Consider the following 25,759-nt stretch of genomic DNA (forward strand, 5'->3'; position numbering starts at 1 on the left):
ACGATTGGTCGAGGCCGCCTCAGCGCGCCCACCACCAAACCGCAATGTTGTTCAAGGACATGTTCATGGCGGGAATTGTTAGCGTGAGATGCCACGATGCGCAAGCGGAAGATGGAAGGAAAGTTTCCGGCATGAGAAAGCACCGTCCGCTCGCGATCGATCAAGGTTCGTCAGACGCGACCACTTTCAGAATGGCCGAGCTTCGGCAAAACCAGATCACCAACGGTGTAGGTGTGGAATTCGCTCTTCGAAACCTGGTCGAGCCTGCGGAATTTCTCGACAAAGACCGGATCGGAGAAGAATTCGTCGACATTGCCAGCGCCTTTGATGGCTTCGATATTCACAACCGTCAGACCGTCCGTGCTTTTGGCGAGATTGCTCCAGAGGAACCCTTCTTTCCGTTCGGCGACATAGTGAACGACATCCTGGATCACTCGGAAAGCCTCCTCCTGCTTGCCGGGATGAACGTGGATGACATTGACGATGAAGGTGGTCGGCTGCGGTTGGGTGATGAAATGTGCGGAGTTCGTATTCATTGCGGTTCCTTTTGAAAAAGCGGCGTCATGTGCCGCGCCGACACTGGATATCGGGGTTGAGATAGCGGATAAATGATCCGGTATTCTCATGAGATCGGAATTATATTCCGCAATTGGAGCGACGATGGATAGGCTTGGAACGCTCGGCATCTTTGTGCAGACGGCAGAGGGCGGCAGCTTCGTCGCAGGCGCGCGACGGCTTGGCCTCTCCAGCTCCGCCGTCGGCAAGGCGATCGCCCGCCTCGAACAGGAGATGGGGGTTCGCCTCTTTTACCGCTCGACCCGCAGCATGACATTGACCGAAGAAGGCAGCTTCTTTCTCGACACCTGCCGGAGGATCATATCCGAGCTCGATACCGCTCAGGCGGAGCTTTCGAAATCGCGTACGGCTCCTCGCGGCCATCTTCGCGTCAGCCTTCCCTTGGCGGGGATGCTGTTGATGCCGGCCATATCGGCTTTCATGCGCGCCTATCCCGATATCACGCTGGATCTGGATTTTACCGATCGGCTGGTCGATGTGATCGAGGAAGGTTTCGATGCGGTCATCCGGACCGGCGACGTCAAGGATACGAGGCTGATGAGCCGCAAGCTCGGCACGTTCCGCTTCCAGATCGTCGCCTCACCGGACTATCTGGAGACGGAAGGCATGCCGCTTGCACCTGAAGACCTGCTTCAGCACAAATGCCTGCATCACCGCTACCCAAGCACGGGCAGGCTGGAGCCGTGGCCTCTGGTGCGCAATGGGGAGGAGTTGCGGCTCGCCTTGCCAACGACGACGATCGCCAGCACCATTGAGCCGCTCATCCACCTTGCCGAGAACGGCTTCGGCATAACATGTCTGCCGCCCTTTGCCGTCAGGACGCAAATCGCCGACGGCCGGCTTCTGCCATTGCTCGAAGACCACATCGCGAAGACAGGCATCTTCCGCGTATTGTGGCCCACAAGCCGCTATCTCTCTCCGAAAATACGGGTCTTCGTGGATTTCATGGCGGCCAATCTGTTTTCGGGTCAGTTGGCCGCCTGAGCATTCCGTGCTCGTCTACTCTTGCGCTCTGGCGGCTTCGAAGAACTCCTCGGGGCCGTCCACCTCGACCAGCCGCTTCCGGTCGATCAGCCAGAAGCGATTGCCGACCGATCGCACGAAACTGCGATCGTGCGAAACGAGAAGGCAGCTTGCCTCGTTCGCCGTCAGCTCGCCCTCCAATGCTTCCTGGCCGTCGATATCCAGATGGTTTGTCGGCTCGTCCAGGAGGTAGAAGTTCGGATTGGTCAGCCGCAGCAACAGCATCGCAAGCCGCGCCTTCTGCCCGCCGGACAGACGGCCGATCTCCCGACCCTGCATATCGATGCCGATACCGACACCGGCCAGCAGGGTGCGGGCGCGCTGTTCGCCGAGCTCGAACAGGCGCGTGATCATCCCGAGCGGCGTGTCTTTCTGACCGAGATTGGAGAGCGCCTGATCGCTGTAACCGAGCACGAGGGACGGCGTCGGCTTGATCGCGCCGCCGGCGGACGGATCGGCAATCGCCCTGAGGATCATCTCGACGAACCGCGTCTTGCCGGCTCCGTTCTGCCCGAGCAGCACGATGCGGTCGCCCTGGCAAATCCATTGCTGGCCGGTTTTGAACAGCAGCGTGCCGTCCGGCGTCGTCACCGAGGCATCCTCCAGCGTCAGAAGTACCTTGGCCTGGATGCCACGATTGGCGAGCTTGATCGAGCCGGAGGAGCGTTCGCGATAGCCCGGCTTTGCACCGTCCTCCAGCTTCTCGGCACGCGCCTTTAACTGCTTCGTCTTGACTGTCAGCAGATCGCTGCCCGAGTTGACGCCAAGATTGTAAAGCTTGGCCGCCTGCTTGCGCAGTTGCTGCGCCGTCTTCATCTCCTTCTGATAACGGCGCTCATCCGAGGCATCGACCTCGTCCAGCGCCGCCCGCGCGCGGCTATATGGCAGTGCATAGGCCTGCGACTGGTCTTGACGCAGGAACAGGGTCCGGCTGCAGACAGCATCGAGGAAAGCGCGGTCATGACTGGCGATGATGACGGGCACGTCACGCGGCAAGGCATTCAGCCAATCTTCCAGCAGCGCGATCTTGGCAAGATCGAGATGGTTGGTGGGTTCGTCCAGCAGCAGCACGTCCGGCTCGGTCACCCAGACGCGGGCAAGCATGGCAAGCCGCTGCCAGCCGCCGCTAAGCCGGGTAAGCGTCCTCTCCCGCATCGCCGCAGGTACGTCGAGGGAATCGAGGGTGACATCCACGCGCCAGCTTTCGCTCTCAACCAGGTCCTTGGGCAAGGCGCGCAGGACGGCATCGTAGAAGGAAACGTCCAGCAGTTCCGCCGGCACATTCTGCTCGACATAGCCGACGCGGAGGCCGCGAGCGCGGGTGATATTCCCCGATGTCGGCTCCTGCCTGCCCGCTATGCAGTTGAGCAGCGTGGTCTTTCCGCGCCCGTTCGCGGCGACGATGCCGACACGGTCACCGGCATCGACGGTGACGTTGAGATTGGAAAACAGCGGCGCACTCATGGTGACGCCCAGATTGCGGAGATTGATCAGAGTCATGGTCTCTTCCGGTCTCTATCGAGCATCCCGTGACATCGCCGACGGCTCCTTTTGCCGCGCTACGCCGATGTCGATGGCCACAAGCGGGCCAATGCTCGAAAACATGTCATGACGCGGCCGCGCAAATGCGCGGCTCACGTCGCCCAAAGGGCAGACCAGAAGGAATGAGTGAGTAACAGCCTCTGATCAGCCCTGCAAACGCATCTGCAGGGCACGAGTCGGACCGAACTGGCGAATATGCCAGACTATCTTGGTCATATGGTCCTCCTCTCTTTTCTCTTGGCGGGTGAAAGACTGCGAGCCTCGAATAACACCGAACGTTGCGATTTACAATTACGCAATTTTCCCGATGTTACGCCAGGTGCAAAAAAGAGGCGATACCGAAGCATCGCCCAAGTTTGCTGCATCGATGAGACGGCTTAGAAGCGTTGCGTCAGCGTCAGCTTGAAGGTCCGGCCGGGCTCGGAATAGTAGGATGCAGGCTGTGTCTGCGAAACACTGTAAGAAGGCGAGTTCAGCGCATCGTAGTAGGTCTTGTTGAAGATGTTGTAGACGCCGCCGCGAATGCTGAGGCCCTGCTCCGGCTCCCACCAGGCTGTGAGATCGAAGATGCCATAGGCAGGGGTCTGCAGCGTATCGCCCGTCTTCTTCGCCTCGCGAGCCGCGGTGATGAAGGTCAGGTCCGTTCCCCAGACTTCGGTCGCGTAGCCTACCGTGAAGGCAGCCTTTGCCGGAGCAACGGAGTTGATCCACTGGTCCGTATCGGAATCCTTGCCGTTCACATAGGCAAGTGCGCCCTTGATATGGATGCCGTTGTCGAACTTCTTGTGTGCGTTGACCTCGACGCCGAACATGCGGACGTTGGCGCGGTTGAAGTATTCGGTGATCCCGAGCGGATAGGTGCCTGTGGGATCGCGATAGTTCAGCGTGTCGATGAAGTTCTTGTACTTGTTGTAGAAGGCGCCGACATGGCCGCCGAAATCGTCATCACCGAGGTTGGTGCCGATTTCGATGCCGTTGCTGGTTTCCGGCTTCAGATTGGGATTGCCGTAGCTGACATAGCCACCGGGGACACCGTAGTTCACGTAGAGCTCGCTAACGTTGGGTGCACGGAAGGCCATCGCCCACTGGGCATAGATCTCGACATTGTCCTGCGGCTGATAGGAAGCACGCAGCTTCGGCGAGATACGGCTGTCGGACTGACCTGACGGCAGCCCATTGTAGTTGGCGCTATCGCGATAGGCGGCCGTGTTCTTCGGAGAATAGTCATACCAGTCGAAGCGCAGGCCCGGCGTCAGATAGAAATTGCTGGAGCCCAGTTCGATCTTGTCATCGATAAAGGCGCCGACGCGCTTGCCCTCGACATCGGGCATGTCGGACTGATTGGTGTGCAGGAATGCGCAAGTAGCGCGCCAGCGCGGGTTGCTGCAGCTATCCTTACCGGCCGAATACTGATGTACCTTGTCGAAGGCGACATCGAGACCGAACGTGACCTGGTGATGCAGGCTGCCGGTGTCGAAAGACTTCGACGCATCGCCGCTAAAGCCGATGCTGCGGTCTTCCATTTCGTTAAGGCGTGAATAGTCGCCGATAACGGACGTATACCGATAACCTGCGGTACCGGTTTCGCGCACAAGATTCTGCCAGTAGAAAACGGCATTGGCGGTATCGAGCAGCGAATCGGCGCTATCGGCTTCATATTTATAATCGAGCGACAGGCGATTGCGCTCGATATTGTCTGTCCCATCGTAGTTGCCGGGCCGGAAGTTTCCGGTCGGGCTTTGCAGGGTCATCAGGTCTGTGTCTTTATCCTTGTTGTAGTGCTCGGCCGTGATGCCGAAAGTGCCGATGTCGGTATATTGGCGGATCTTGAACAGGCCGCTTCTCTGATTGTAGTCGGCCGGGTTAGCCTCGCTACGCTTGGTCGAATAGCCGCCGACATCGCCATTGTTCTCAAGCTCGTGACCGTGAGTGTAGCCGCCCTGAAAGAGAACGGCCGTATTGTCGATGCGCTTGGCAACGGCGGCCGCACCGCCGACGCTCCGATCGTCACCATTATAACCGAACTTGAAGACGCCACCCCAGGTGGAGCCGGGCGTGATCAGATCTTCCGGTTCCAGCGTACGCAGCACGAAGGCGCCGCCGAGAGCCCCCGAACCGGCCCGGCTCGAATCTGCACCGCGCACAACGTCAACGCTTGAAAGCGCGTTGAAATCGAAGCTGTTAATACCACCATCAGAGTCGCGAGACGCATCGAGAAGAAAAGGAATCTGGATGCCGTCGACCGTCGTCAGCACCCGGTCGTCGCCGAGACCACGAATATTGACGCCGCCGGTAGTGCGGTTGAAACCGACGCCGACTTCCGTGCTGCGGCCGAGATCCTCGATGCGCGTGATCTGGTTGTCATCGATCTCCTTGGCCGTCGTCTCGCTGGCGGTCGGGGAGTCGGCAAGCACATCCTTGTTCGCCGTGCCCTTCCCCTTCACAACGATCGGTTTCAGGTTGGTAACGCGATCGCCCTTGGCGGCCTCGCCCGTCGCCTCATCATTCTGTGTTGCTGTTTGCGCAAGAGATGTCGTCGCCAGCCCGAGAGCCAGAAACGCAGTGCATGCCAAAAGAGCCGAACGGGAGCGCCGGACAACCATAACCATTCCTTTCGAAGGCTTCACCGGGCTGGCTGGTTGCTGCGTCGAGGCAGGCAAGGGGCTGGCTAGGTCAGTTTTGTTAATGAGACGGAAATATCCCGCCTTCTTTCTGCCGCATAAAAAACATGAGTATTATTGTCAATATATCCCATCCACGGAATCATGAATAAAATTATCATGTTTAAAGACAGAGGACGAACGTTGCTGAATTGCAACGAAATGGCGACCTCAAGCGTTCTAGTGACACCATCATTAGAATTGGCTGATTTACTTGATGTTGTTTAGAACCATTTCACTAACCTCTGCCGTCATCGTGCTCATGGCCGCTTCTCTTCCCCAGACCGGCCCGATACCAGAACAAAAACCGGATCAGGAACAGGCTGAGCCGAGCGGCGCGCCCCCAATCCCGGCAGAGAAGCCCGTGACATCTCCGGACAAACCCGTCGTTCCGGCGGAAAAGCCGAGTGTTGAACCAGAGGAAAAACCGGTAACCCAGCCAGAAGAGCAGACGACGGGCGAGATGCAAGGTCCCCCTCGCCCACCTCTGACCGTCGCCACCGAACCGGACGAGGAACACCAGGCATGCCTGAAGGAACTGACCGCGATGGGAGCGGCCTTCAAGGAAATTCCCCGCATTGACGACGGCAACGGCTGCGGCATCGACAAGCCGATCTCGCTTGCTTCGCCGTTGCCGGGGATCGAGTTCAAGCCTCAAGGGACGATGCGCTGCGAAGCGGCCCTGGCTCTGGCCCAATGGATGAAGGAGAGCGTGATTCCATCAGCCGCCGCATTGGACGACGGCAAGATCGTCACCGTCAATCAGGCTTCGACCTATATCTGTCGCCTGCGCAACAATGCCTCCGCCGGCAAGATCTCGGAGCATGCCCGCGGCAATGCCATCGATGTCGCAAGCTTCACGTTCGAAAACGGCAAGACCATCGCAATCGAGCCTCGGCGCGAAGATCCGACGCTGACGGGCGCGTTCCAGCGCGCAGCCAGTGCCTCCGCCTGCCTCTATTTCACCACTGTCCTCGACCCGGAGAGCGACGCCGCGCACGAAACGCATTTCCATCTCGATGTCATCGAAAGGAATGGCGGCTTTCGCTACTGCCACTAGAGCCGGATGATTTTAGGTCTGTTCGACCTAAAATCTGAATCCGCTCTAGAAACAAAGAAATGGAGCGTGATGTCGTCCGAAAACCGCCTACACTTTTCGGCATCACGCTCTAAAAGCACGTCGATCAATCGATGGTTCGACCATCGTTAAAATTCGGGGCCGATCATGCTCCAATGCCGGCATTCGAAAACCAGACCTCGCGGTAGATCGCAACGGCCGTTTCATCGGGCGCATGCTCCTCGGTCAGCCAGATGGACTGGATGGATCGAGCCTGGCCTCGATTTGGGATTCTAATAGATTGCGCCGGATCCGATGCACCGATGCATGGAATGAAATAAGCAGGCATCAAAACGTGAGCGCTGAACCCGATATCTCCGCGCGTGATCAGGACGGCAAGCCCGACCCTGTCGTTCGCCTGCCAGGGCACGATGAGCCGGCCTCCGGGCCGCAACGCCTGCAGCCATGACTTCGGCGGCGCCACCACGCCGGCACTCACATAGACCAGGTCCGCATCAGGAAGCTCGAACGAAGTCGCGTCGGCGCAGACGACGGAAACCTCTTTAAAGGCGGCGAGATTGTCGCGCGTGCGGCCGGCTAAAGCTTCATCGATCTCGATGGCATGGACATGACCGCCCGGCGTTACCAGCGTCGAGAGAATGGCGGTGTAGTACCCGGTCCCCGTCCCGATCTGAACGACGGTTTCGCCGGGCTTGGGTGCGACGGCGCCCAAGAAGGCGGCATGGAGAAATGGCTCGCCGTTGTTGATGCCCTTCGATCTGTCCAGGGAGACCAAAACATTCTGATAGAGAAAGGTTGGGTCGTCGCTCGGCGTTTCGATATAGCGTCCGTTGACCACGATCTCCCAGGGTCCCGGCCCCATGAAGGCTTCGCGTCGCACCAGACGAAAGGCGCGCTCCAGCCTTTCATCCGCCGAGTGGCTGGCGGCTGCCATCATTCTCGCATGGAAAGCGCGTATATCGTCCAGGCTGGCACGGCTATCTGCAGTCACGATCCGCCTCCGCTCTCGTATCCGATGATGCCGATGTCCGTTGTCGATCGTGTTGCCGGTGGCGTCAAGCGAATGGATGCCCTTTCTGCTTCGAACGGCATGGGAATCCGCGGCAGATCATGTCAGGCTGGCAGGGATCTTGAGTTCAAACGACATCACTTGAAGCGGATTCTGAACTTAAAACAGTCCCTCGATGTAGCCGTGATCATTGAGGAAAATTCTTTCGGCCGACGGTGATTTCGGCAGGCCTGGCATGGTCATGATCTCGCCGGTGATGACGACGACGAAGCCAGCACCGGCTGAGAGCCGCACTTCGCGAACGGGCACGATGTGCCCCTCCGGCGCGCCGCGAACGTTCGGATCGGTCGTGAAGGAATATTGCGTCTTCGCCATGCAGACCGGCAGGTGTCCATAACCCTGGTCCTCCCAGGATCGCAGTTGATCGCGCACGGATTTGTCGGCCGTGACTTCGCCGGCATGATAGATCTTCGAGGCAACGATCTCGATCTTCTCCAGCAGGGAAAGATTATCGGGATAGAGCGGCTGGAATTTTGCCTGGCCGGATTCGGCGAGCTCCACCACCTTGTGTGCGAGATCGACGATCCCCGCCGACCCCTCGGCCCAGTGCCGGCAGAGGATCGCCTCGGCGCCGAGCCGCGCCACATAATCCTTCAGTGCCTCGATTTCGGCGTCGGTATCGGAGACGAAATGATTGATGGCCACGACGACAGGCACGCCGAATTTGCGGACATTGGCGACGTGCCGGCCGAGATTGGCGCAGCCCTTGACGAGGGCATCGACATTCTCCTTGCCGAGATCGTCCTTCTTGATGCCGCCATTCATCTTCAGCGCCCGCACGGTCGCGACGATAACGGCTGCGGCTGGCGAGAGGCCGGCCTTTCGGCATTTGATGTCGAAGAATTTCTCAGCGCCGAGATCGGCGCCAAAGCCGGCTTCCGTCACCACATAATCGGCAAGCTTCAACGCCGTGCGCGTGGCGATCACCGAATTGCAGCCATGGGCGATGTTGGCAAAGGGGCCGCCATGAACCAGCGCCGGATTATTCTCCAGCGTCTGGACGAGGTTCGGCTGCATCGCATCCTTCAGAAGCACGGCCATCGCGCCGTCGGCCTTCAGATCGCGGGCATAGACGGGGGTCCGGTCGCGGCGATAACCGATGATGATGTTGCCGAGCCGCTTTTCCAGATCCTTGAGATCCGAGGAAAGACAGAGGATCGCCATGACTTCCGAAGCAACCGTGATGTCGAAGCCGCCTTCCCGCGGAAAGCCGTTGGCGACGCCACCGAGCGAGGAGACGATATCGCGCAATGCGCGGTCGTTCATATCCATCGCACGCCGCCAGGTGATGCGCCGAATATCGATATTCTGCTCGTTGCCCCAATAGATGTGGTTGTCGATCAGCGCCGCGAGCAGATTATGGGCCGAAGTGACCGCATGGAAATCGCCAGTGAAGTGGAGATTGATGTCTTCCATCGGAATGACCTGCGCGTAACCGCCGCCGGCCGCCCCGCCCTTCACGCCGAAGCAGGGGCCGAGCGATGCCTCGCGCACGCAGACGACAGCCCTCTTGCCGATACGGTTGAGGCCGTCGCCAAGGCCGACCGTCGTGGTGGTCTTTCCTTCGCCCGCGGGCGTTGGATTGATCGCCGTGACAAGGATCAGCTTGCCATCCTTCTTGTCGGCTTGCGCCGCGATGAACCCGGCACCGATTTTGGCCTTGTCGTAGCCGTAGGGCGCGAGATCTTCCGCGGGAATGCCGAGCTTGGCGCCAATCTCGATAATCGGCAGTTTCTTCGCCGCACGAGCGATTTCGATATCCGATGCCACCGCCGCCATTAGATTCGCCCCAAACACACGGTCATTTCCTTGTCGGGATAAACCAATAAGTATCAAGTGTGAATAGCAACTGCTGACTGTCTTCTGCGAAACACTCCGCCTTGTCGCGCGACAGGGACGTGCTTATTTTCGGCTTCCAAATGCGAATCGAGAAAGAAGGAAAAGATATGAAGTCCCTGGAATTGCTGGTCGAGCGCATCATTCTCTCCAGTCGCTGGCTTCTCGTGGTCTTCTATCTCGGCCTTGCCGCCTCGCTCGCCGTCTACGCCGTGTCATTTGCCTATAAGTTCTACAAGGTGGCGATCAACGTGCTGGCCTATGACGAAGCCGACATGATCCTGGCGATCCTCGGCCTTATCGACGCCGCCCTGGTGGCGAGCCTGATCGTCATGGTGATGATTTCCGGCTACGAGAACTTCGTCAGCCGTTTCGACGAAGCCGAAGACGAGGTTTCCTTCCTTGGCAAGCTCGATTCAGGCAGCCTCAAGATCAAGGTTGCCTCCTCGATCGTCGCCATTTCTTCGATCCATCTGCTGCAGATTTTCCTGAACGCCACTCAATACGACAATGCCAAGCTGATGTGGTTCACGATCATCCATCTGGCATTTGTCATCTCGGCGCTACTTTTGGGCTTCCTGGAAAAGATCATGGCGAAAGCCAAAGCCAAGGACGCCTGACGCTGGAAACCGCGCCTATTTGCCGGCCATGGCCGAGGCGCTGGTCATCGGCGGCGGCGGTGCGGCACAATCGGAGATCGATTGCCCGTCCTTGCAGTTGCGTGCGGAAACCAGCGCGTCCGCATCGGCAAGCTCCGTCGTCAGCTTCAGTCTCAGCGCCTCCATCTGCGACATCAGATGAATTCCGCTCGGATCGGTTCCAAGCATCACATCGACCAGTCCCTTGTCGACGCCCATCTTGTCGAGGAAGCGGACCAGCCGCGCCCGCTGCGCCTTGTCGAGCTTCGTCGTGTCGTATTTGCCGACGAATTTTCGCCCGATCTCCTTCTTGGAAAGCACCTTGCGCTTGCCATCCACCATTTCATATTCGGTGCGATATTGGACGCGCACTTCGCTGTAGGTCGTGGTGATCTGGTGAACGCCCAGCAATGCCAAGGGACTGGAAACACGCTGGACACCGCCCGCCAAAAACAGCGGGCAAGCCGAAAAGCAGATCGCGCCCGCGGAAAAGGCCTGTCCCTTGATCGAGCCGTCCGCGGCAAAGGCTGCCGGGCAGATCGGCTCGGCATAGGGGCATGCCCGCGAGCGGGTGCGGCCGACGGCGATCGAAAGCTTCTGTTTGCGGATGGTGCGCGCCATCTCCATCGCCGCCTTGACATCGCCGCCCGGCGAACTGACGACGATCGGCAATTGCCGATTGCCGAGCTGCTTCAGGAACTTCTGCAGCTTTCTCGGCGTGTCGGACATGATCTGCCCCTCGGCGGAGATCCAGTCCGGACACGTGTTGTCGGCGCGGCATTGACCCATTTCGCCATGGACAAGCAGGAAGCGCATCGGCGTGCCACCGGCGACGCCTGCTTCGGCAAAGGCGGGCGCAACGAGCAGAAGCGAAACGGCCGTGATAAACCACAACACCGTTCGGCAACACCGCACCGCAAGCTGCGGGAAAAAACGAAAATCCATGAGGTACACGCCTGGAAGCGATTGCTTTGGCAAGACCGATAGCAACCGCTTTGGGCCTTCGCAAGGCGTGCCGGCGCAATGCCGCATCATTTGCCGAAACGATCAGTCTTGCGTGGCGAGAGCCGCCCGCTGGAGAACGGCTGCGAGATGAAAGCAGACGGCCATGCGTGCATGTTGTGCAGGCACCATCTCAATTTGCTCTTCCATCTGTCGCAACACTTAAGGCGGCAACTATCGCGCTGCAGGACGCCACCTCCTGTATCAAATCGCAACCCTCAGACGGTTGCCATCGTGGCACCCGAAGCGTCGATTCAGATAGATTTTTGCTATCCCCATGCCCTCCTCAGCGCTCCGTCCTTGACACTGCGGCATCGGCATATGTACAGCGCCGTCGTAATAAGACCAGCTGAACGGCATTTTTTGCGTTTAATGCCCGTTTTGGGCGAAGATTTATGTAAATCTACATGTCTGAATATTAAAATATATGAAAATGAAATTATTTCTGGTCCTGTGATATTTTTGCGTCTAGCATTCACTCATAAATCCGGTATTTGATAACGATAACACGCTGTGGGCGCTTCAACCTATATGTCCTATATCATCACCGCCGAGAGACAATTGCTGCTTTCTGCCGAGCTCGCTTCCGCTCGGACACAAACAGCGTTTGCGCTGGCGCTGGAGCAGGCGGGGTTGGCTTTCGGCTTCAGCTATATGGCTTTCATGAATGCCCCGGTTCCCGACGATACGATGATGACGCCGCTGCTGATCGAAGGCACCGTGCCGGCGCAATTCGTGCGTGATTTCGATCGACAGCAGCTGGTGCGGCGCTGCCCAATGCTGCTGCGCACGCGGGACTCGGTGTTGCCGCGCTCCTGGCATCTGTTGGAAAAGGACATCGAGCTCGACAGCGATCTTCCGCGCGAGCTCCATACGCTTTTGATCAACCACAATTGCCCGACGAGCGTAATCGTCCCGGTCAATTCACCGGATGGACAGCGTCTTCTCTTCTGGTTCATGGGCAATCGCAACAGTCTCGGTCAGAGCGAAATCAACGAGCTCACCCTGATCATGCTGCAGGCGCTGGATTCCTATAATTGCCTGAAGCGCAGCGATAGCGCCGTGCCGCATTCGCTCTCGGCCCGCGAACTCGAAGTCGTTCGCTGGACGGCCCAGGGCAAGACCTCGGTCGAAATCGGGCAGATCCTTTCCCTCTCCGACCATACGGTCAACGCCTATATGATGAACGCGATCAAGAAGCTCGATTGCGTCAATCGCACGCAGCTGGTCGCCAAGGCCATCCGCCTCAAGTTGATCAGCTAGAGCATTTCGCTTTCTTCGAATAGCGAAAGCGCTCCACCTTCTCGTTTTGACGCATTCCCTATGCATCACGGCGAATGCCCGGCTGGCACTCAGCGGCCACCCAAAACCGTGCGGATTTCGACGAGATTGGAACGCACCCGCAGGATGTGAAAGCCCATCGTCGCAAGGTGGCTTGGCATGAACGAGCTGTCCTCGCGGCCGTTGGAGATGATCATCGGCTGAATGCGGAGTGCCGTCTGCAGCATCCCGAGCGTGTCGTTCCAGAGCCTGCCGACATTGCGCTCGGCGATCACCTGCTGAAAATCCGCGCCGGCCGCGCTCAGAATGCCGTAATTGGCATAAAGCTGGCCATAGGCAAACCAGAACCGATCGTCCGCGCGCATGTCGAACCAGCCGTAGCTGTAGTTTTGCGACCGGTCCGCCAATATATTTGCCGTGCTGCCAAGGTCGCCAGCGACATGGTCGAGAAACTGCAGGAGATTGTCCGCGCGTCCATCGAAAACCGCCTTGCAGTTGCTGAGATCAGTATTGAAGCTGCGCAGGTTGGTGATCGCGGCGCGATAATAGCTCGGGGTTGGCGTCTTCGGCCCGAACGGATGCAGACCGAAATACCAGCTCGATTCGTCGAACTGCAGGTTGCCGCGGGCCTTCTGCAGGTCGCCGTTGATGCCGGAGGTCCCGCGCACGCGGCCGATCGTGTCGACCAATTCCGCCGAGGTGCGGCGAACCACCGAGTTTATGCCTCTTTGAAAGGACGCCTTGTTGTCGAGGAAAGGCGTGTCGTCCCATGAAATGCTGAAGAACCCGAGCTTGTAAAGCAGCATCGAGGAGATCCAGGCATTCTGGTTGACGTTGAAATCGGTAAGATCCGCGGCGACATCCACGACTGCCGAGGTCTGGCAGGCCTTTGACGCCGCAGCCTGCTGCCCTTGCGCCGCCGGCAACTCTTCTCCGGCGGAGAATTTGCGTTCGGAGAACTTGTAGACGTCGGGATAGACCGGATTGAACCCGGACCAGATCTGCGTCTGCCAGATGAAATAGATGTAAAGCACCGCCAGCAGCGTCACGAAAGCGATGACCGGCAGCTTGATCAGCCAGTTGCTGTGGCGATACCAGCCGCGCGCGGCAAGAAACGGCCATGCGAGCCCGACGAAAACCAAGCCCAGCCATCGTATGATGGCGGCCCAGATCCGCTTCAAGAACGCCGTGATCGAGTCAAGCATGGACACGCCTCCTAAACCGCAACCGCGCATCCTGCCCACACGCGAAGGACGCACCACACTGAACCTGCGCACCGGCCCTTCCGAAAATCCCTTTCGATTTTCATAGGATAGGCCTTATCGCCATTCGCGTTCCAGCAAATATGTGTTCTTGAGAAAAACAACAACCGTCTGCGCCGAATTTTCGATGCTGGCCGGAATTCATCTCTCCGGTTGCGCGTCGCCGGCAGTTTCACCCGCATCCTCGGCCACGGGCAGCGGTCGAGGTTCCAGCCGTCTCGTGAACACGGCATCGGCATGCGCCTTGCGCGCAGCTAGGTCATGCCCGGCCAGCACGTTTGCCTCGAAGGCCTGGATCAAGTTCTCGACCGCGGCCGTTCGCGCAGCCACGACCGCAGGGCCATCCGCATTTGACGCCAATGCCTTGAGCAGGGCGATCCGTTGCTCGATATCGACGGCCGATTTGGCTGTCATGGCGCTGACGGCGGCAACCTGGACATTCAAGGAGGCAGCCATGCCCTCATAGATGTCGATCAGGCGCTGGCCTGCCGTTCGATCCGACTGAAGCCCGGCCTCCTGCCGCCGAATATCCTCCTGCTCGGCAAGCAGATCGCCATAATCCGTCTCCAGATCGGATTGCAAATCGGCATGGCGCGATGAGGGACGATTACGCCGCTGATACGTGAGTTTTGCCGTCAGGGCATCGGCTCGGCGCTGGACTTCCTCAATATCGAAATCGAGTTTCCGCCGGTGCTCGATCAAGCCTTCGAGATGGAGCTCGCAATCATGAAAGCATCGCGACAAGGCGGGCCTAGCCTGTTTGAAGAGGAGATCGAGTTCGGCCGAAACATCCAGAACCGCTTCGAGATCGGTGATGATAGCCTGAGGCTTCGCAGGCCCGCGCGCCATCCTCCTCGCGAGCAGGCTCGCATCTTCAAGGCCGATCTTCTCGTCAAACAATCGTCGATGCTGCAGATCGGCCTCTTGCGTTGCGCGATCGAGCTCCTTCACCAACGAAAGTGCGAGCGATTTCCAGCGGTCGAGCAGCTCGACGGCCTCGCGCACCAGCACTTCCTCCATGGGAAAGTTGATGGCGGCGCTGCGCCCCTCGCCCTTCGCGTGGCCGGCCAGCGTCGCGACGGCCGCGTTTACGCCATTGATGGCATCATCGAGTGTCGCGCTTGCCTTGTCGAGCATGCCATCGAAGGAATGAGGCCTGACCATGCATCTCTCTCCTGCCTTTGGAGTGAGACTAAAGCATGTCGCGCAAAAGTGTGTAGCGGTTTTGCGATAACGACATGCAAAAACCGGGAGCTTAAAGCGCACGGAGCGAACCTGAAAGCTCGCGCCGCGCTTTAAGCGCTTCCGGCTGTGAAGAAAACGCTATTGCGCAGCCGCGGGATTCTTCAGATAGGTGATGAGATTGTCGAGATCCCTGTCGCTCTTGAGGCCCGGAAACGTCATCCGGGTACCCTTGACCAGGAATTGCGGCCCCGGCAGGTATTTCCGCAACAGGGCCTCGTCCCAGACCTTGCCATCGGCGCCGAACGCCTTCATCGCCGGCGAATAGGCATAGTCGGGCGCACTTGCGACGGGCCGGCCGACAACGCCCATCAAGGAAGGGCCGATGCGATTTTCAGGCGCGGTCGCCGTATGACAGGCGCCGCATTTCCTGAAAACGATGGCACCCGCAACCGCACCTCCGTCAGCAAGCGCCGAAGACGCGGCGACAAGCATGATGACGGCCGGCGCCACGCAAAGCAGTTTCATCGTCCCTCCCGATCGAATTCCAACTCTTCCCACCGGCCACGCAGCGAAATGCCGTCACTCGCAGATGATCGCCTCTTCCCAATGATGTCGGCAGAGCGAAACATATTTGTCGCTGCCGCCGATCTCGATCTGCGCGCCTTCGCGCACGACCTCGCCGGCGGCATCCAGCCGCACCACCATCGTCGCCTTGCGGCCGCAATGGCAAATCGTCCGCACCTCGCGCAATTCGTCCGCGATGGCCAACAGCTCCTGCGACCCTGGAAACAAGCGTCCGTGGAAGTCCGTGCGCAACCCGTAGGCCATGACCGGCAGGCCGAGGCGATCGACGATATGGGCGAGCTGCCATACCTGCTCGCGCGTCAGGAACTGGGCTTCATCGACGAAGACGCAATTCAGAGGCTCGCTCGCATGCATTTCGCCGACCAGCGCATAAAGATCGTCGCCGATCTCGAAGGGTATGGCATCCATCGTCAGGCCGATGCGGGAGGCGATCGTGCCGCGGCCGGCGCGATCGTCGAGAGCTGCGATGAAGGCGGCGGTGCGCATGCCGCGCTCCTGATAGTTGTAGGCCGCCTGCAGCAGCATGGTCGATTTGCCTGCATTCATCGTCGAATAATGGAAATAGAGCTTGGCCATGACATTCTCCTTGAATGCTTCATGGGTGCTGCGAGATGATAAGAAAAGATATCCACGGCAAAAACCACAGGATTCAGGAGCGGTGGGTTTACGGCAAATGCTCTGAAAACGATCGGGCGGAAAAAGGCAGGCGTCGCAATCAGCCCCCTTAAACCGCCGCAAATACACTGTGGTCGCTTGAAAATGTCGGTTATTGATGGTTGCTTGGGAACGTTAGACTGGGAGTCACGCAATGATAAAAAAGACCCTTACTGTATTCGCTTTCGCATCAGCCCTTTCCACACTGACATTGGGCGCCACGCCCGCGGCGGCCGCTGAGCCGGCAAGCTGTAGCACCGTGCATTTCGCCGATGTGGGCTGGACCGACATCACCTCCACCACGGCTACCGCCTCCGTCCTCCTGAAGGCGCTTGGCTACGACACCGACGTCAAGGTGCTCGCCGTGCCGGTGACCTATCAATCCCTCAAGAACAAGGACATCGATGTCTTCCTCGGCAACTGGATGCCCTCCATGGCCGAGAACATCAAGCCGTTCGCCGCGGACAAGTCGGTCGAAACCGTCCGCGCCAATCTGGAAGGCGCCAAGTACACGCTGGCGACCAACGAAAAGGGTGCCGCGCTCGGCATCAAGGACTTCAAGGACATCGCCGCCCATAAGGATGACCTTGACGGCAAGATCTACGGCATCGAGCCGGGCAATGACGGCAACCGCCTGGTTATCGACATGCTTGACAAGAACACCTTCGGCCTCAAGGGCTTCGAAGTGGTCGAATCCTCCGAGCAGGGCATGCTTGCCCAGGTCTCGCGTGCCGACAAGGAAGGCAAGCCGATCGTTTTCCTCGGCTGGGCGCCGCATCCGATGAACACCACCTACAAGATGACCTATCTTACCGGCGGGGACGATGTCTTCGGACCGAATTTCGGCGGCGCAACCGTCTATACCAACGTCCGGGCCGGCTACCTGCAGGAATGCCCGAACGTCGGCGCCTTCGTCAAGAATCTCGTCTTCTCGCTGCCGATGGAAAACGAAATCATGGGCAAGATCCTGAATGACGGCAAGGATCCGGAAGTGGCTGCCACGGAATGGCTGAAGGCCAATCCGGCGGCGGTCACGCCGTGGCTTGCCGGCGTCACCACCAAGGACGGCGGTGACGGCCCGGCGGCGGTAAAGGCCAAGCTTGGCTTGTAACATGGGTGGACGGAGGGGCGGCTAAACCGCCCCTTTCTCTTCCTTGCATGGACTGCTTGCTTTCGCGTCCCGCCACCGCCCGGACAACGGCCCGTGTGGCGTGACAGACCGTATTCTTCGGCGGCACCTCCGGCATCCTAAGTAACAATCGGAAACGCCGCCCCAAACGTGGGCAAAGACGTGAACTGGTTAACCGATTACCGCATTCCCATCGGGCCGTGGGCCAAAGCCGTCGTCGATTGGCTGACGACCAACGTCACATGGTTCTTCGACGGTCTTTCCTTCGTCGTCGCGCATGTGATCAACGCGATGCTGTTCCTGCTGCAGAAACCGCACCCGCTGATCGTCGTCGTCGTCTTCGCCGTCATTGCCTATTGGATGCGCCGCAGCGTTGCGGTCACGGCCCTGACATTCATCGGCCTGCTCATTACCATCAACCAGGGTTACTGGAAGGAAACGACCGAAACGCTCGCGCTGGTGCTGGCCTCCACCTTCGTCAGCATGCTCGTCGGCGTGCCTCTCGGCATTGCAGCGGCGCGGCGCCCCTGGCTCTATGCTTTCATGCGCCCGATCCTTGATCTGATGCAGACCATCCCGACCTTCGTCTATCTGGTGCCGGCAATGATCCTGCTCGGCCTCGGCATGGTGCCGGGTCTGGTCGCCACCGTCGTCTTCGCCATTCCCGCTCCGATCCGCATGACGCGTCTCGGCATCATTTCCACACCGCCTTCTCTGGTGGAAGCGGCCGAATCCTTCGGCGCGACGCCGCGGCAGGTGCTTCGCAAGGTCGAGCTGCCCTTCGCCACGCCGCAGATCATGGCCGGCCTGACACAGACCATCATGCTGTCGCTCTCGATGGTGTCGATCGCGGCTCTCGTCGGCGCTCCCGGCCTTGGTGTGCCGGTTCTGCGCGCGCTGAACAGCGTTAACGTTGCAAAAAGCTTCGATTCCGGCGCCTGCATCGTCATTCTGGCGATCATTCTCGACCGCATGTTCCGTGCCCCCGGCGAAGGAGATCGCTCATGACCGTCGCTGTCGGCTTCAAGAATGTCAGCATCATCTTCGGCGATCGCCCCGACGCCGCGCTGAAACTCGTCGACGCAGGTAAATCCCGCGATGAGATCGGCAAGACAACGGGCATGGTGCTCGGCGTCGCCAACGCCTCGCTGGAGATCGAGGAAGGCGAAATTCTCGTGCTCATGGGTCTCTCGGGCTCGGGGAAATCGACCCTGCTGCGCGCCGTCAACGGCCTTGCGCCGGTCGTGCGCGGCGATGTCGTCGTCAACACCAAGAACGGTCCGATCAACCCTTACACCTGCAGCCCCAAGGCGCTGCGCGATCTGCGCATGCATACCGTCTCCATGGTATTCCAGCAGTTCGCGCTTCTGCCCTGGCGCACGGTCGCCGACAATGTCGGCTTCGGCCTCGAGCTTGCCGGCGTGCCGGACGCTGAGCGCAAGAAGCGCGTCGACGAACAGCTTCAGCTCGTCAATCTCGCGCAATGGGCCAATCGCAAGGTGAACGAGCTTTCAGGCGGCATGCAGCAGCGCGTCGGTCTCGCCCGCGCCTTTGCGACCGGCGCACCGATCCTGCTCATGGACGAGCCGTTCTCCGCGCTCGACCCCTTGATCCGTACCCGCCTGCAGGACGAGCTTCTGGAATTCCAGCGCCGCCTGAAACGCACCATCCTGTTCGTCAGCCACGATCTGGACGAGGCATTCCGCATCGGTAACCGCATCGCCATCATGGAAAGCGGACACATTATCCAGTGCGGTACGCCGCAGGAGATCGTCAAGAATCCGGCCGATCAGTATGTTGCCGATTTCGTGCAGCATATGAACCCGATCAGCATGCTGACGGCACGCGATGTCATGCAGCAAGGCGTCGGCCATTCCGCCAACGCCGGCTCCGTCACCGCCACGGCAACCGCCGCCACGCCGCTCGTCGATATCCTCGACGCCCTGACGCGCCAGCCGGGCAATATCGGCGTCGTTGACAACGGCACGATTATCGGAACGATCTCGGCGCAAGATGTGGTGGCCGGTCTCACCAGCCACCGGCGTAAGGAGTAGCCGTTCACGGCTGCTCCCCAATTCACGGAGCAGTTCATGAACGATAAGCCCTCAGTGATCAGGGAAACGGACGAGGAAGCGCGCAAACAGGCGCGCGACCTCATGCATACGGCCGCGCATGCGGCGCTGGCCGTCATCGACCCTGAAAACGGCTTTCCTTCAGTAAGCCGCGTTCTGATTGCGATGGATACCGACGGCGTTCCGGTCATTCTCGTCTCCGGCCTTTCCGCGCATACCAAGGCCCTGGGGAAGGACCCGCGTGCTTCGATGCTTTTCGGTGAAGCCGGCAAGGGTGATCCCCTCGCCCATCCTCGCTTGACCGTGCGATGCAACGCACAGCGCATCGACCGGCAAAGCGAAGCGCATGAACGCATTCGAGGTGGCTTTCTCGATCGTCACCCGAAGTCCAAGCTCTATATCGACTTTCCGGATTTCTGCTTCTTCCGCCTCGTTCCGCTTGACGCCAGCCTGAACGGCGGCTTCGGGAAGGCATATATTTTGTCATCAAGAGACCTGACGATGCCTCAAACCGAAAGCAAAATCGGCCGGCCATAAAATCATACAATAGTGCGAGAATTAGTAGGCGGCCACTCCGACGCGGCGTCGACCATTATTGGTAGGATACAGCCCTGTTTGACCAAAGTTGGCATATTTGCAGTCGGGAACGCCAATAATCGACCTATTTTGGGCTAATTCAGGCCGTGTAGGGCATATCAAGCGGCCTTTACGCCATTGCCGCAGCGTCATACATACATACCTAAAATAGCATACTCGATACCTTAAATTTAGGTATATACAATCTTCGACCGGTCTTGGTATTGTTAGATATCGGTTAGGTGCCGGTTTAAAAACAGCACAATTTCTGATGTACGCTCCGCATTGGGAAGATTAACACATGAAGACAAGAAATTTGGCCGAACACTCTAATGTTGCGGCAGCATTACTATCAGCAATGGCGAACCCAAAGCGTCTTTTGATCCTTTGCAGTCTTGTTAAAGGCGAAGTTCCCGTTGGCGTTTTGGCCAATCAGGTCGGATTAAGCCAGTCGGCACTGTCCCAGCATCTTTCGAAGCTGCGCGCTCAGAAGCTGGTGAAGACGCGTCGTGATGCGCAGACGATTTACTACTCCAGCACATCGGAATCCGTCATTCGGGTTCTTGAAACGCTGGAAGACATTTATTGTGAGCCGGAAAAAAGTAGATCGGCTGCTTAAGAGCTTTCAATAGCTCTGCGTCCGCCGACGAACGATCCGTAAGGGACACTTAAAGACCCCGAAAGATCGACTTCCTTTCATTACCAGGTGTTTTACCAATTTGGCTGGCAAGTCTTCGGACTTGCCAGTTTTTTCGTATTTGCACCAAGATGGGCCGCCCCAAGGCGGGCTTCAGCCTATGGGACGGGGGCGTGCCTTGGCGTCTATCGATCCCGCCTGTGATCCATGGCCTCTCCCCCGCTTTCGGCGCCATCTTTGCCTTGACGCAAAAAGGTCGGCTGATAATTTGACCAGCTAGTAAATATAATCACGCGGCGCGGCGCCGCGATCGGGAAAATGGCCCCCGAATGGCCGTTGGAGAACAGCATGTCGGACCGTTTGAATGCCACCCCTAATGATTTGCGTGCCTTCTGGATGCCGTTTACGGCCAACCGCCAGTTCAAGAAGGAACCGCGCCTGTTCGTCAGCGCCAAGGACATGTATTACACCACCCATGACGGCCGCCAGGTTCTGGATGGAACCGCGGGCCTGTGGTGCGTAAACGCCGGGCACTGCCGCCCGAAGATTACCGAAGCGATCAGCCAGCAGGCGGGCGAGCTCGATTATGCCCCCGCCTTTCAGCTCGGCCATCCCAAGGCTTTCGAGCTGGCGAACCGCCTGGTCGACATCGCGCCCGAAGGCCTGGGTCATGTCCTCTATACGAATTCCGGTTCGGAGTCGGTCGAGACGGCCTTGAAGGTAGCGCTTGCCTATCACCGCGTGAAGGGCAACGGCTCGCGCTTCCGCCTCATCGGCCGCGAGCGCGGCTATCACGGCGTCAATTTCGGTGGCATCTCCGTCGGCGGCATCGTCTCGAACCGCAAGATGTTCGGCACACTGCTGACCGGCGTCGATCACATGCCCCACACGCATGTTCCCGGCAAGAATGCCTTCACACGCGGCGAGCCCGAGCATGGCGGCGACATCGCAAGCGAACTCGAGCGCATCGTCACGCTGCATGACGCCTCCACGATCGCCGCCGTCATCGTCGAGCCGGTTGCCGGCTCCACCGGTGTGCTGATCCCGCCGAAGGGCTATCTGCAGAAGCTGCGCGAAATCTGCACCAAGCACGGCATCCTGCTGATCTTCGACGAAGTCATCACCGGTTTCGGCCGTCTCGGCACACCGTTTGCCGCGCAATATTATGATGTCAAACCGGACATGATCACGACCGCCAAGGGCCTGACCAACGGCGTCATTCCCATGGGCGCGGTCTTCGTTACCTCGGAAATCCATGACGCCTTCATGCAAGGACCCGAGCATATGATCGAGTTCTTCCACGGCTACACATATTCCGGCAATCCGATCGCCTCTGCCGCAGCCCTTGCGACGCTCGACACCTACAAGGAAGAGGGCCTCCTTACCCGCGCGGCGGAACTTTCCGACTACTGGGCCGATGCCGTGCATTCCCTCAAGGACTGCCCGAATGTCATCGACATCAGAAACACTGGCCTGATCGGCGCCATCGAGCTGGACCCCATCGCCGGCGAACCCACCAAACGCGCCTTCACCGCCTTCCTGAAGGCCTATGAGAAGGGCCTGCTGATCCGCACCACCGGCGACATCATCGCGCTTTCGCCGCCGCTGATCATCGAAAAGCATCACATCGACGAGCTGTTCGGCAAGCTGAGAGAGATCTTGCAGAACAATATCTAGTTCGCCTTTTATGGATCGCGATGCGATTCCCGAACTCGAAAAGTCCCCTCTCCCCGCCTGCGGGGAGAGGGTTAGGGTGAGGGGCCGATCACGAGGACGATAAGATGCGCGGCCCAGAGCCTAAGACCACACAGCGCGCACGCAGCCTCCGACGATCAGACAATGATGCGGAAGCAAAATTATGGTCGGAACTCCGAGACCGCCGCTTGAATGGCATTAAGTTCGTACGGCAATTTCCGATCGGACCTTATTTCGCAGACTTTGCGTGTCGCGGAAAACAGCTCATCCTCGAGGTTGATGGAAGCCAGCATGCCGATAGTCCGCGAGACGCAGCGCGTGATCGCTACATGCTCGACAACGGCTGGTCTGTCGCACGCTTCTGGAACGTTGACATCCTTACGGCCATGCCATCCGTTCTCGAAACCATCGTGGCCATCTGCGACGGCAGATTGACAGAAACTGTTATAGCTCGCGATTTTAGATTCTTTCCAGCGGCATCTATGAAATAGCCCCTCACCCCCAACCCTCTCCCCGCAGGCGGGGAGAGGGAGCCTATCGAGCCTAGAAACACAGCCCTATCAACAAATTCGGACAGATCCCCTCTCCCCGTAAAACGGGGAGAGGGCTAGGGTGAGGAGCTATACGGAATCACAGCGAACGCAGGAAAACACCATGACCACCAAACTCGAACGCTATATCGACCAGGGCGTCGGCCGGGAGCCTGCGGACATCGTTCTGAAAAATGGACGCTTCTTCGATCTGGTGACGGGCGAGCTGGTCGCGTCGGACATCGCCATCTGCGACGATCGCATCGTCGGAACCTGTGGCGATTATCAGGGTCGCGAAGAAATTGATATTTCCGGCCGCATCGTCGTGCCGGGCTTCATCGACACGCACCTCCACATCGAATCCTCGCTGGTGACGCCGCTCGAATTTGACCGCTGCGTCCTGCCCTATGGCGTCACCACCGTTATCTGCGACCCGCATGAGATCGCCAACGTGCTCGGCACGGACGGCATCCGCTATTTCCTGGATAGCTCGCTGGAAACCATCATGGACATCCGCGTCCAGCTTTCCTCCTGCGTGCCGGCAACACATCTGGAAACCTCCGGCGCCGATCTGCCGATCGAGAAGCTCCTGCCCTTCCGCAATCATCCGAAGGTGATCGGCCTTGCCGAATTCATGAATTTTCCCGGCGTGATCCACAAGGATCCTGTCTGCATGGCGAAGCTCGAAGCCTTCCAGGACGGCCATATCGACGGCCATGCCCCCCTGCTGCGCGGCAACGACCTCAATGGCTATCTCTCAGCCGGCATCCGCACGGAGCATGAATCGACGACATCAGAAGAGGCTCTGGAAAAGATCCGCAAGGGCATGCATATCCTGGTGCGGGAGGGCTCCGTCTCCAAGGACCTGCACGCGCTGATGCCCATCATCACGGAGCGCCTGTCGCCTTACCTCGCGCTCTGCACGGACGACCGCAACCCGCTCGACATCGCCGAACAGGGACATCTCGACTATATGATCCGCACGGCGATCGCGCATGGCGTCGAGCCGCTGGCTATCTACCGCGCCGCCTCCATCTCCGCCGCCCGCGCCTTCGGCCTGCGGGATCGCGGCCTGGTGGCGCCCGGCTGGCGCGCCGATCTCGTCGTCATCGATAGCCTAGAGAACTGCAAGGCCGACATTGTCTTCGCCGCAGGCAGGCAGGTGACGGCCGAGCTCTTCGCGACCCGCAATTCCGTTGCCCCGGTCGGCCTCGACAGCGTCAAGGCCCGCCCGATCAATGCCGCCGATTTCGGTGTGCCGGCCAACGAAGGAGAAAGCTCCGTCATCGGCGTGACTCCGGGCAAGATCATCACCCAACATCGCCGCTATCGTCTGCCCGCAAAGGGCAATCAAACCGATATCGACCTCGGCAACGATGTCATCAAGGTCGCCGTCATCGAGCGGCACGGCAAGAACGGCAATCATGCCAACGGCTTCGTCCAGGGTTTCGGGCTGAAGAAGGGCGCCATCGCCTCGACCGTCGGCCATGACAGCCACAATATCTGCGTCGTCGGCGTTAGCGAGGACGACATGGCGCTTGCCGCCAACCGCCTGAGCGAGATCAACGGCGGTTTCGTCGTCGTCGAGGATGGCACCGTCACAGGCGAGATCGCCCTCCCCATCGCTGGCCTGATGAGCCTGGAACCCTATGAAAGCGTCCGCGATACGCTGCACCACCTGCGCCAGGCGGCCTACGCCCTTGGCGCGACGCTGGAAGAACCCTTCCTGCAGCTCGCCTTCCTGCCCCTGCCCGTCATCCCGCATCTGAAGATATCGGACAAAGGCCTCGTCGATGTCGACAAGTTCATGCTGATCGGGTGACAGCGACAATTATTCGTCCATCCTTGTCTCGATCCCCGAGCCTGTCTTATCGTCTCTGCTTACAGGCTCGGAAGCCGCAGGGAGGGAATGGTGCGAAATCTCGCTTATGCGACGAGTTGGCAGCTACTTGCGTTGCTGTTGACCGCATCTCTTCCTGCATCTCAGGCCCAAGCCTTCATGCCTGACGATGTCTACACGAGCGTCTGTGTCGTTACCGGCCAGGGACCGGAAAATCGAGCCAAGGGCTTTGCCGATTGTCTGGATAAGGTTCTGCCCCGCGTTTCCGGCAATTCGCGATTGGCTGACGGCCCTCTCATGCGGACCGCTCGCGAGCATGCGGCCGACTACGTCGAGGAATTCACTTATCGCGACAGGCTCGCGGGCCGTCCTATCCATGATGAGCAAGGCACCCACGACCGACCCTTCGACCTCACATGCCGCTTTCGCAAGGAACGCATCGACGATCTGCTCAAGAGGCTCGGCACCCGCCCTTGGCTCGCCAAGCGGCCGGTGCTCGAAATCCTGTTGACAGTCCGTCGTGGTGACTTGAGCTATCAGGTAACGGCCGAGAGCGGTCGCGATTTGGCCATGCGCGAAGCATTCACGGCAGCGTCCGATCTCACCGGCATCGACGTCGTTTTCCCTGCTGAGGGGAAGTTCCAAGCCGGCTCAACAGCGGGCGCCATTCCCTTATCGGGCGATTTGGAGTGGAATGGGAGCGCTCTAGGCTGGGTCGCGACATGGACGCTAAGCGATCAACAAAGCGGCATTGAACCGCATGACGTGACATGGCAGGTGCGAGGCGTCAGTTTCGACGATGCGTTCCGTACGGCCCTTAGGGGTGCCGCGCAGATTCTATCGGTAAACGGCGAACCCGGCGGCGCCTTGGTCCCTGTCAAACAATAGG

At 59.1% G+C, this 25,759-nt stretch carries 22 protein-coding genes and 1 pseudogene; 13 read left to right on the forward strand and 10 right to left on the reverse strand.

Annotated features, from left to right (window positions below; genetic code table 11):
- Positions 1 to 170: 170 nt before the first annotated feature.
- The gene (locus tag HGP12_RS03735; protein ID WP_168838554.1) at positions 171 to 536 is read right to left on the reverse strand and encodes an antibiotic biosynthesis monooxygenase; all 366 of its coding nucleotides are present in this window, start codon (positions 534 to 536) and stop codon (positions 171 to 173) included.
- A 124-nt stretch (positions 537 to 660) separates the two neighbouring features.
- Here HGP12_RS03735 and HGP12_RS03740 point away from each other — a divergent pair, with 124 nt between their 5' ends.
- Entirely contained in the window at positions 661 to 1,560 is a 900-nt protein-coding gene (locus HGP12_RS03740) for a LysR family transcriptional regulator (RefSeq protein ID WP_168838553.1), read from the forward strand.
- Between the two features lie 15 nt (positions 1,561 to 1,575).
- Here the strand turns inward: HGP12_RS03740 and HGP12_RS03745 are convergent, their stop codons facing one another.
- Both HGP12_RS03745 and HGP12_RS03750 read right to left on the reverse strand, forming a co-directional pair.
- Positions 1,576 to 3,099: an ABC-F family ATP-binding cassette domain-containing protein gene (locus HGP12_RS03745; RefSeq protein ID WP_168838552.1), complete on the reverse strand. Its 1,524-nt coding sequence runs from the start codon at positions 3,097 to 3,099 to the stop codon at positions 1,576 to 1,578.
- Positions 3,100 to 3,518: 419 nt separating this feature from the next.
- Positions 3,519 to 5,744: a TonB-dependent hemoglobin/transferrin/lactoferrin family receptor gene (locus tag HGP12_RS03750; RefSeq protein WP_168878679.1), complete on the reverse strand. Its 2,226-nt coding sequence runs from the start codon at positions 5,742 to 5,744 to the stop codon at positions 3,519 to 3,521.
- A 274-nt stretch (positions 5,745 to 6,018) separates the two neighbouring features.
- Here HGP12_RS03750 and HGP12_RS03755 point away from each other — a divergent pair, with 274 nt between their 5' ends.
- Complete coding sequence (locus HGP12_RS03755; RefSeq protein ID WP_168838550.1) at positions 6,019 to 6,861, forward strand: extensin family protein; 843 nt, start codon at positions 6,019 to 6,021, stop codon at positions 6,859 to 6,861.
- 163 nt (positions 6,862 to 7,024) lie between these two features.
- Here the strand turns inward: HGP12_RS03755 and HGP12_RS03760 are convergent, their stop codons facing one another.
- Together HGP12_RS03760 and HGP12_RS03765 are read right to left on the reverse strand one after the other, a co-directional pair.
- A complete protein-coding gene (locus tag HGP12_RS03760; protein ID WP_312862852.1) occupies positions 7,025 to 7,870 on the reverse strand; it encodes a methyltransferase domain-containing protein in 846 nt (281 codons plus the stop codon).
- Between the two features lie 177 nt (positions 7,871 to 8,047).
- On the reverse strand, positions 8,048 to 9,727 hold the full coding sequence (locus HGP12_RS03765) for a formate--tetrahydrofolate ligase (RefSeq protein WP_168838549.1): 1,680 nt from the start codon (positions 9,725 to 9,727) through the stop codon (positions 8,048 to 8,050).
- A 167-nt stretch (positions 9,728 to 9,894) separates the two neighbouring features.
- Between HGP12_RS03765 and HGP12_RS03770 the strand changes: the two genes are divergently transcribed.
- Positions 9,895 to 10,404 (forward strand): TIGR00645 family protein, encoded by a 510-nt coding sequence (locus HGP12_RS03770; protein WP_168838548.1) that lies wholly within the window; start codon positions 9,895 to 9,897, stop codon positions 10,402 to 10,404.
- A 15-nt stretch (positions 10,405 to 10,419) separates the two neighbouring features.
- On the opposite strand, the gene HGP12_RS03775 is transcribed toward HGP12_RS03770, so the two are convergent.
- Positions 10,420 to 11,367, reverse strand: a complete 948-nt coding sequence (locus tag HGP12_RS03775; protein ID WP_168838547.1) for a hypothetical protein — start codon at positions 11,365 to 11,367, stop codon at positions 10,420 to 10,422.
- A 588-nt stretch (positions 11,368 to 11,955) separates the two neighbouring features.
- On the opposite strand from HGP12_RS03775, the gene HGP12_RS03780 reads away from it, so the two are divergent.
- The gene (locus HGP12_RS03780; protein ID WP_168838605.1) at positions 11,956 to 12,687 is read left to right on the forward strand and encodes a LuxR C-terminal-related transcriptional regulator; all 732 of its coding nucleotides are present in this window, start codon (positions 11,956 to 11,958) and stop codon (positions 12,685 to 12,687) included.
- Between the two features lie 89 nt (positions 12,688 to 12,776).
- Here HGP12_RS03780 and HGP12_RS03785 read toward each other — a convergent pair whose 3' ends face one another.
- The 4 genes from HGP12_RS03785 to HGP12_RS03800 form a co-directional block, all read right to left on the reverse strand.
- On the reverse strand, positions 12,777 to 13,910 hold the full coding sequence (locus HGP12_RS03785; protein ID WP_168838546.1) for a DUF2333 family protein: 1,134 nt from the start codon (positions 13,908 to 13,910) through the stop codon (positions 12,777 to 12,779).
- Positions 13,911 to 14,108: 198 nt separating this feature from the next.
- Positions 14,109 to 15,131, reverse strand: a complete 1,023-nt coding sequence (locus tag HGP12_RS03790) for a hypothetical protein (protein WP_168838545.1) — start codon at positions 15,129 to 15,131, stop codon at positions 14,109 to 14,111.
- A 159-nt stretch (positions 15,132 to 15,290) separates the two neighbouring features.
- The gene (locus HGP12_RS03795) at positions 15,291 to 15,677 is read right to left on the reverse strand and encodes a c-type cytochrome (protein ID WP_168838544.1); all 387 of its coding nucleotides are present in this window, start codon (positions 15,675 to 15,677) and stop codon (positions 15,291 to 15,293) included.
- A 54-nt stretch (positions 15,678 to 15,731) separates the two neighbouring features.
- Positions 15,732 to 16,313, reverse strand: a complete 582-nt coding sequence (locus HGP12_RS03800) for a thymidine kinase (RefSeq protein ID WP_168838543.1) — start codon at positions 16,311 to 16,313, stop codon at positions 15,732 to 15,734.
- Positions 16,314 to 16,545: 232 nt separating this feature from the next.
- Here HGP12_RS03800 and HGP12_RS03805 point away from each other — a divergent pair, with 232 nt between their 5' ends.
- The 9 genes and pseudogenes from HGP12_RS03805 to HGP12_RS03845 all read left to right on the forward strand — a co-directional run bounded on the left by HGP12_RS03805 (position 16,546) and on the right by HGP12_RS03845 (position 25,758).
- Positions 16,546 to 17,502, forward strand: a complete 957-nt coding sequence (locus tag HGP12_RS03805) for a choline ABC transporter substrate-binding protein (protein WP_168838542.1) — start codon at positions 16,546 to 16,548, stop codon at positions 17,500 to 17,502.
- A 180-nt stretch (positions 17,503 to 17,682) separates the two neighbouring features.
- Complete coding sequence (choW, locus tag HGP12_RS03810; RefSeq protein WP_168838541.1) at positions 17,683 to 18,528, forward strand: choline ABC transporter permease subunit; 846 nt, start codon at positions 17,683 to 17,685, stop codon at positions 18,526 to 18,528.
- Positions 18,525 to 19,574, forward strand: coding sequence for a choline ABC transporter ATP-binding protein (gene choV, locus HGP12_RS03815; RefSeq protein WP_168838540.1), 1,050 nt, complete (start codon positions 18,525 to 18,527; stop codon positions 19,572 to 19,574). The genes choW and choV overlap by 4 nt, the downstream gene beginning before the upstream one ends.
- A 36-nt stretch (positions 19,575 to 19,610) precedes the next feature.
- Positions 19,611 to 20,198 (forward strand): annotated as a pseudogene (locus HGP12_RS03820) (HugZ family protein); the annotation flags it as partial.
- Between the two features lie 271 nt (positions 20,199 to 20,469).
- Entirely contained in the window at positions 20,470 to 20,787 is a 318-nt protein-coding gene (locus tag HGP12_RS03825; RefSeq protein ID WP_004116664.1) for an ArsR/SmtB family transcription factor, read from the forward strand.
- Between the two features lie 366 nt (positions 20,788 to 21,153).
- Positions 21,154 to 22,482, forward strand: coding sequence for an aspartate aminotransferase family protein (locus HGP12_RS03830; RefSeq protein WP_168838538.1), 1,329 nt, complete (start codon positions 21,154 to 21,156; stop codon positions 22,480 to 22,482).
- Positions 22,483 to 22,586: 104 nt separating this feature from the next.
- Positions 22,587 to 22,991, forward strand: coding sequence for an endonuclease domain-containing protein (locus HGP12_RS03835; RefSeq protein WP_168838537.1), 405 nt, complete (start codon positions 22,587 to 22,589; stop codon positions 22,989 to 22,991).
- 163 nt (positions 22,992 to 23,154) lie between these two features.
- Entirely contained in the window at positions 23,155 to 24,852 is a 1,698-nt protein-coding gene (ade, locus tag HGP12_RS03840; protein ID WP_168838536.1) for an adenine deaminase, read from the forward strand.
- Between the two features lie 177 nt (positions 24,853 to 25,029).
- Positions 25,030 to 25,758 carry a DUF2066 domain-containing protein gene (locus HGP12_RS03845; RefSeq protein WP_168838535.1) on the forward strand — a complete coding sequence of 243 codons (729 nt, stop codon included), beginning with the start codon at positions 25,030 to 25,032 and terminating at the stop codon, positions 25,756 to 25,758.
- Position 25,759: the final 1 nt, after the last annotated feature.

Source organism: Rhizobium sp. P28RR-XV (genome assembly GCF_012641385.1).
In the GTDB taxonomy this organism is placed as follows: domain Bacteria; phylum Pseudomonadota; class Alphaproteobacteria; order Rhizobiales; family Rhizobiaceae; genus Rhizobium.

Bases quoted from the DNA above. Each gene is read 5' to 3' on its own strand.
- HGP12_RS03825 (WP_004116664.1), top strand. From the start codon at position 20,470: ATGAAGACAAGAAATTTGGCCGAACACTCTAATGTTGCGGCAGCATTA.
- HGP12_RS03735 (WP_168838554.1), bottom strand. From the start codon at position 536: ATGAATACGAACTCCGCACATTTCATCACCCAACCGCAGCCGACCACC.
- HGP12_RS03785 (WP_168838546.1), bottom strand. From the start codon at position 13,910: ATGCTTGACTCGATCACGGCGTTCTTGAAGCGGATCTGGGCCGCCATC.
- HGP12_RS03845 (WP_168838535.1), top strand. From the start codon at position 25,030: ATGCCTGACGATGTCTACACGAGCGTCTGTGTCGTTACCGGCCAGGGA.
- HGP12_RS03790 (WP_168838545.1), bottom strand. From the start codon at position 15,131: ATGGTCAGGCCTCATTCCTTCGATGGCATGCTCGACAAGGCAAGCGCG.
- HGP12_RS03780 (WP_168838605.1), top strand. From the start codon at position 11,956: ATGTCCTATATCATCACCGCCGAGAGACAATTGCTGCTTTCTGCCGAG.
- HGP12_RS03765 (WP_168838549.1), bottom strand. From the start codon at position 9,727: ATGGCGGCGGTGGCATCGGATATCGAAATCGCTCGTGCGGCGAAGAAA.
- HGP12_RS03805 (WP_168838542.1), top strand. From the start codon at position 16,546: ATGATAAAAAAGACCCTTACTGTATTCGCTTTCGCATCAGCCCTTTCC.
- HGP12_RS03800 (WP_168838543.1), bottom strand. From the start codon at position 16,313: ATGGCCAAGCTCTATTTCCATTATTCGACGATGAATGCAGGCAAATCG.
- HGP12_RS03745 (WP_168838552.1), bottom strand. From the start codon at position 3,099: ATGACTCTGATCAATCTCCGCAATCTGGGCGTCACCATGAGTGCGCCG.
- HGP12_RS03775 (WP_168838547.1), bottom strand. From the start codon at position 11,367: ATGGATTTTCGTTTTTTCCCGCAGCTTGCGGTGCGGTGTTGCCGAACG.
- HGP12_RS03750 (WP_168878679.1), bottom strand. From the start codon at position 5,744: ATGGTTGTCCGGCGCTCCCGTTCGGCTCTTTTGGCATGCACTGCGTTT.
- HGP12_RS03770 (WP_168838548.1), top strand. From the start codon at position 9,895: ATGAAGTCCCTGGAATTGCTGGTCGAGCGCATCATTCTCTCCAGTCGC.
- HGP12_RS03740 (WP_168838553.1), top strand. From the start codon at position 661: ATGGATAGGCTTGGAACGCTCGGCATCTTTGTGCAGACGGCAGAGGGC.
- choV (WP_168838540.1), top strand. From the start codon at position 18,525: ATGACCGTCGCTGTCGGCTTCAAGAATGTCAGCATCATCTTCGGCGAT.
- HGP12_RS03835 (WP_168838537.1), top strand. From the start codon at position 22,587: ATGCGCGGCCCAGAGCCTAAGACCACACAGCGCGCACGCAGCCTCCGA.
- HGP12_RS03795 (WP_168838544.1), bottom strand. From the start codon at position 15,677: ATGAAACTGCTTTGCGTGGCGCCGGCCGTCATCATGCTTGTCGCCGCG.
- HGP12_RS03830 (WP_168838538.1), top strand. From the start codon at position 21,154: ATGTCGGACCGTTTGAATGCCACCCCTAATGATTTGCGTGCCTTCTGG.
- ade (WP_168838536.1), top strand. From the start codon at position 23,155: ATGACCACCAAACTCGAACGCTATATCGACCAGGGCGTCGGCCGGGAG.
- HGP12_RS03755 (WP_168838550.1), top strand. From the start codon at position 6,019: ATGTTGTTTAGAACCATTTCACTAACCTCTGCCGTCATCGTGCTCATG.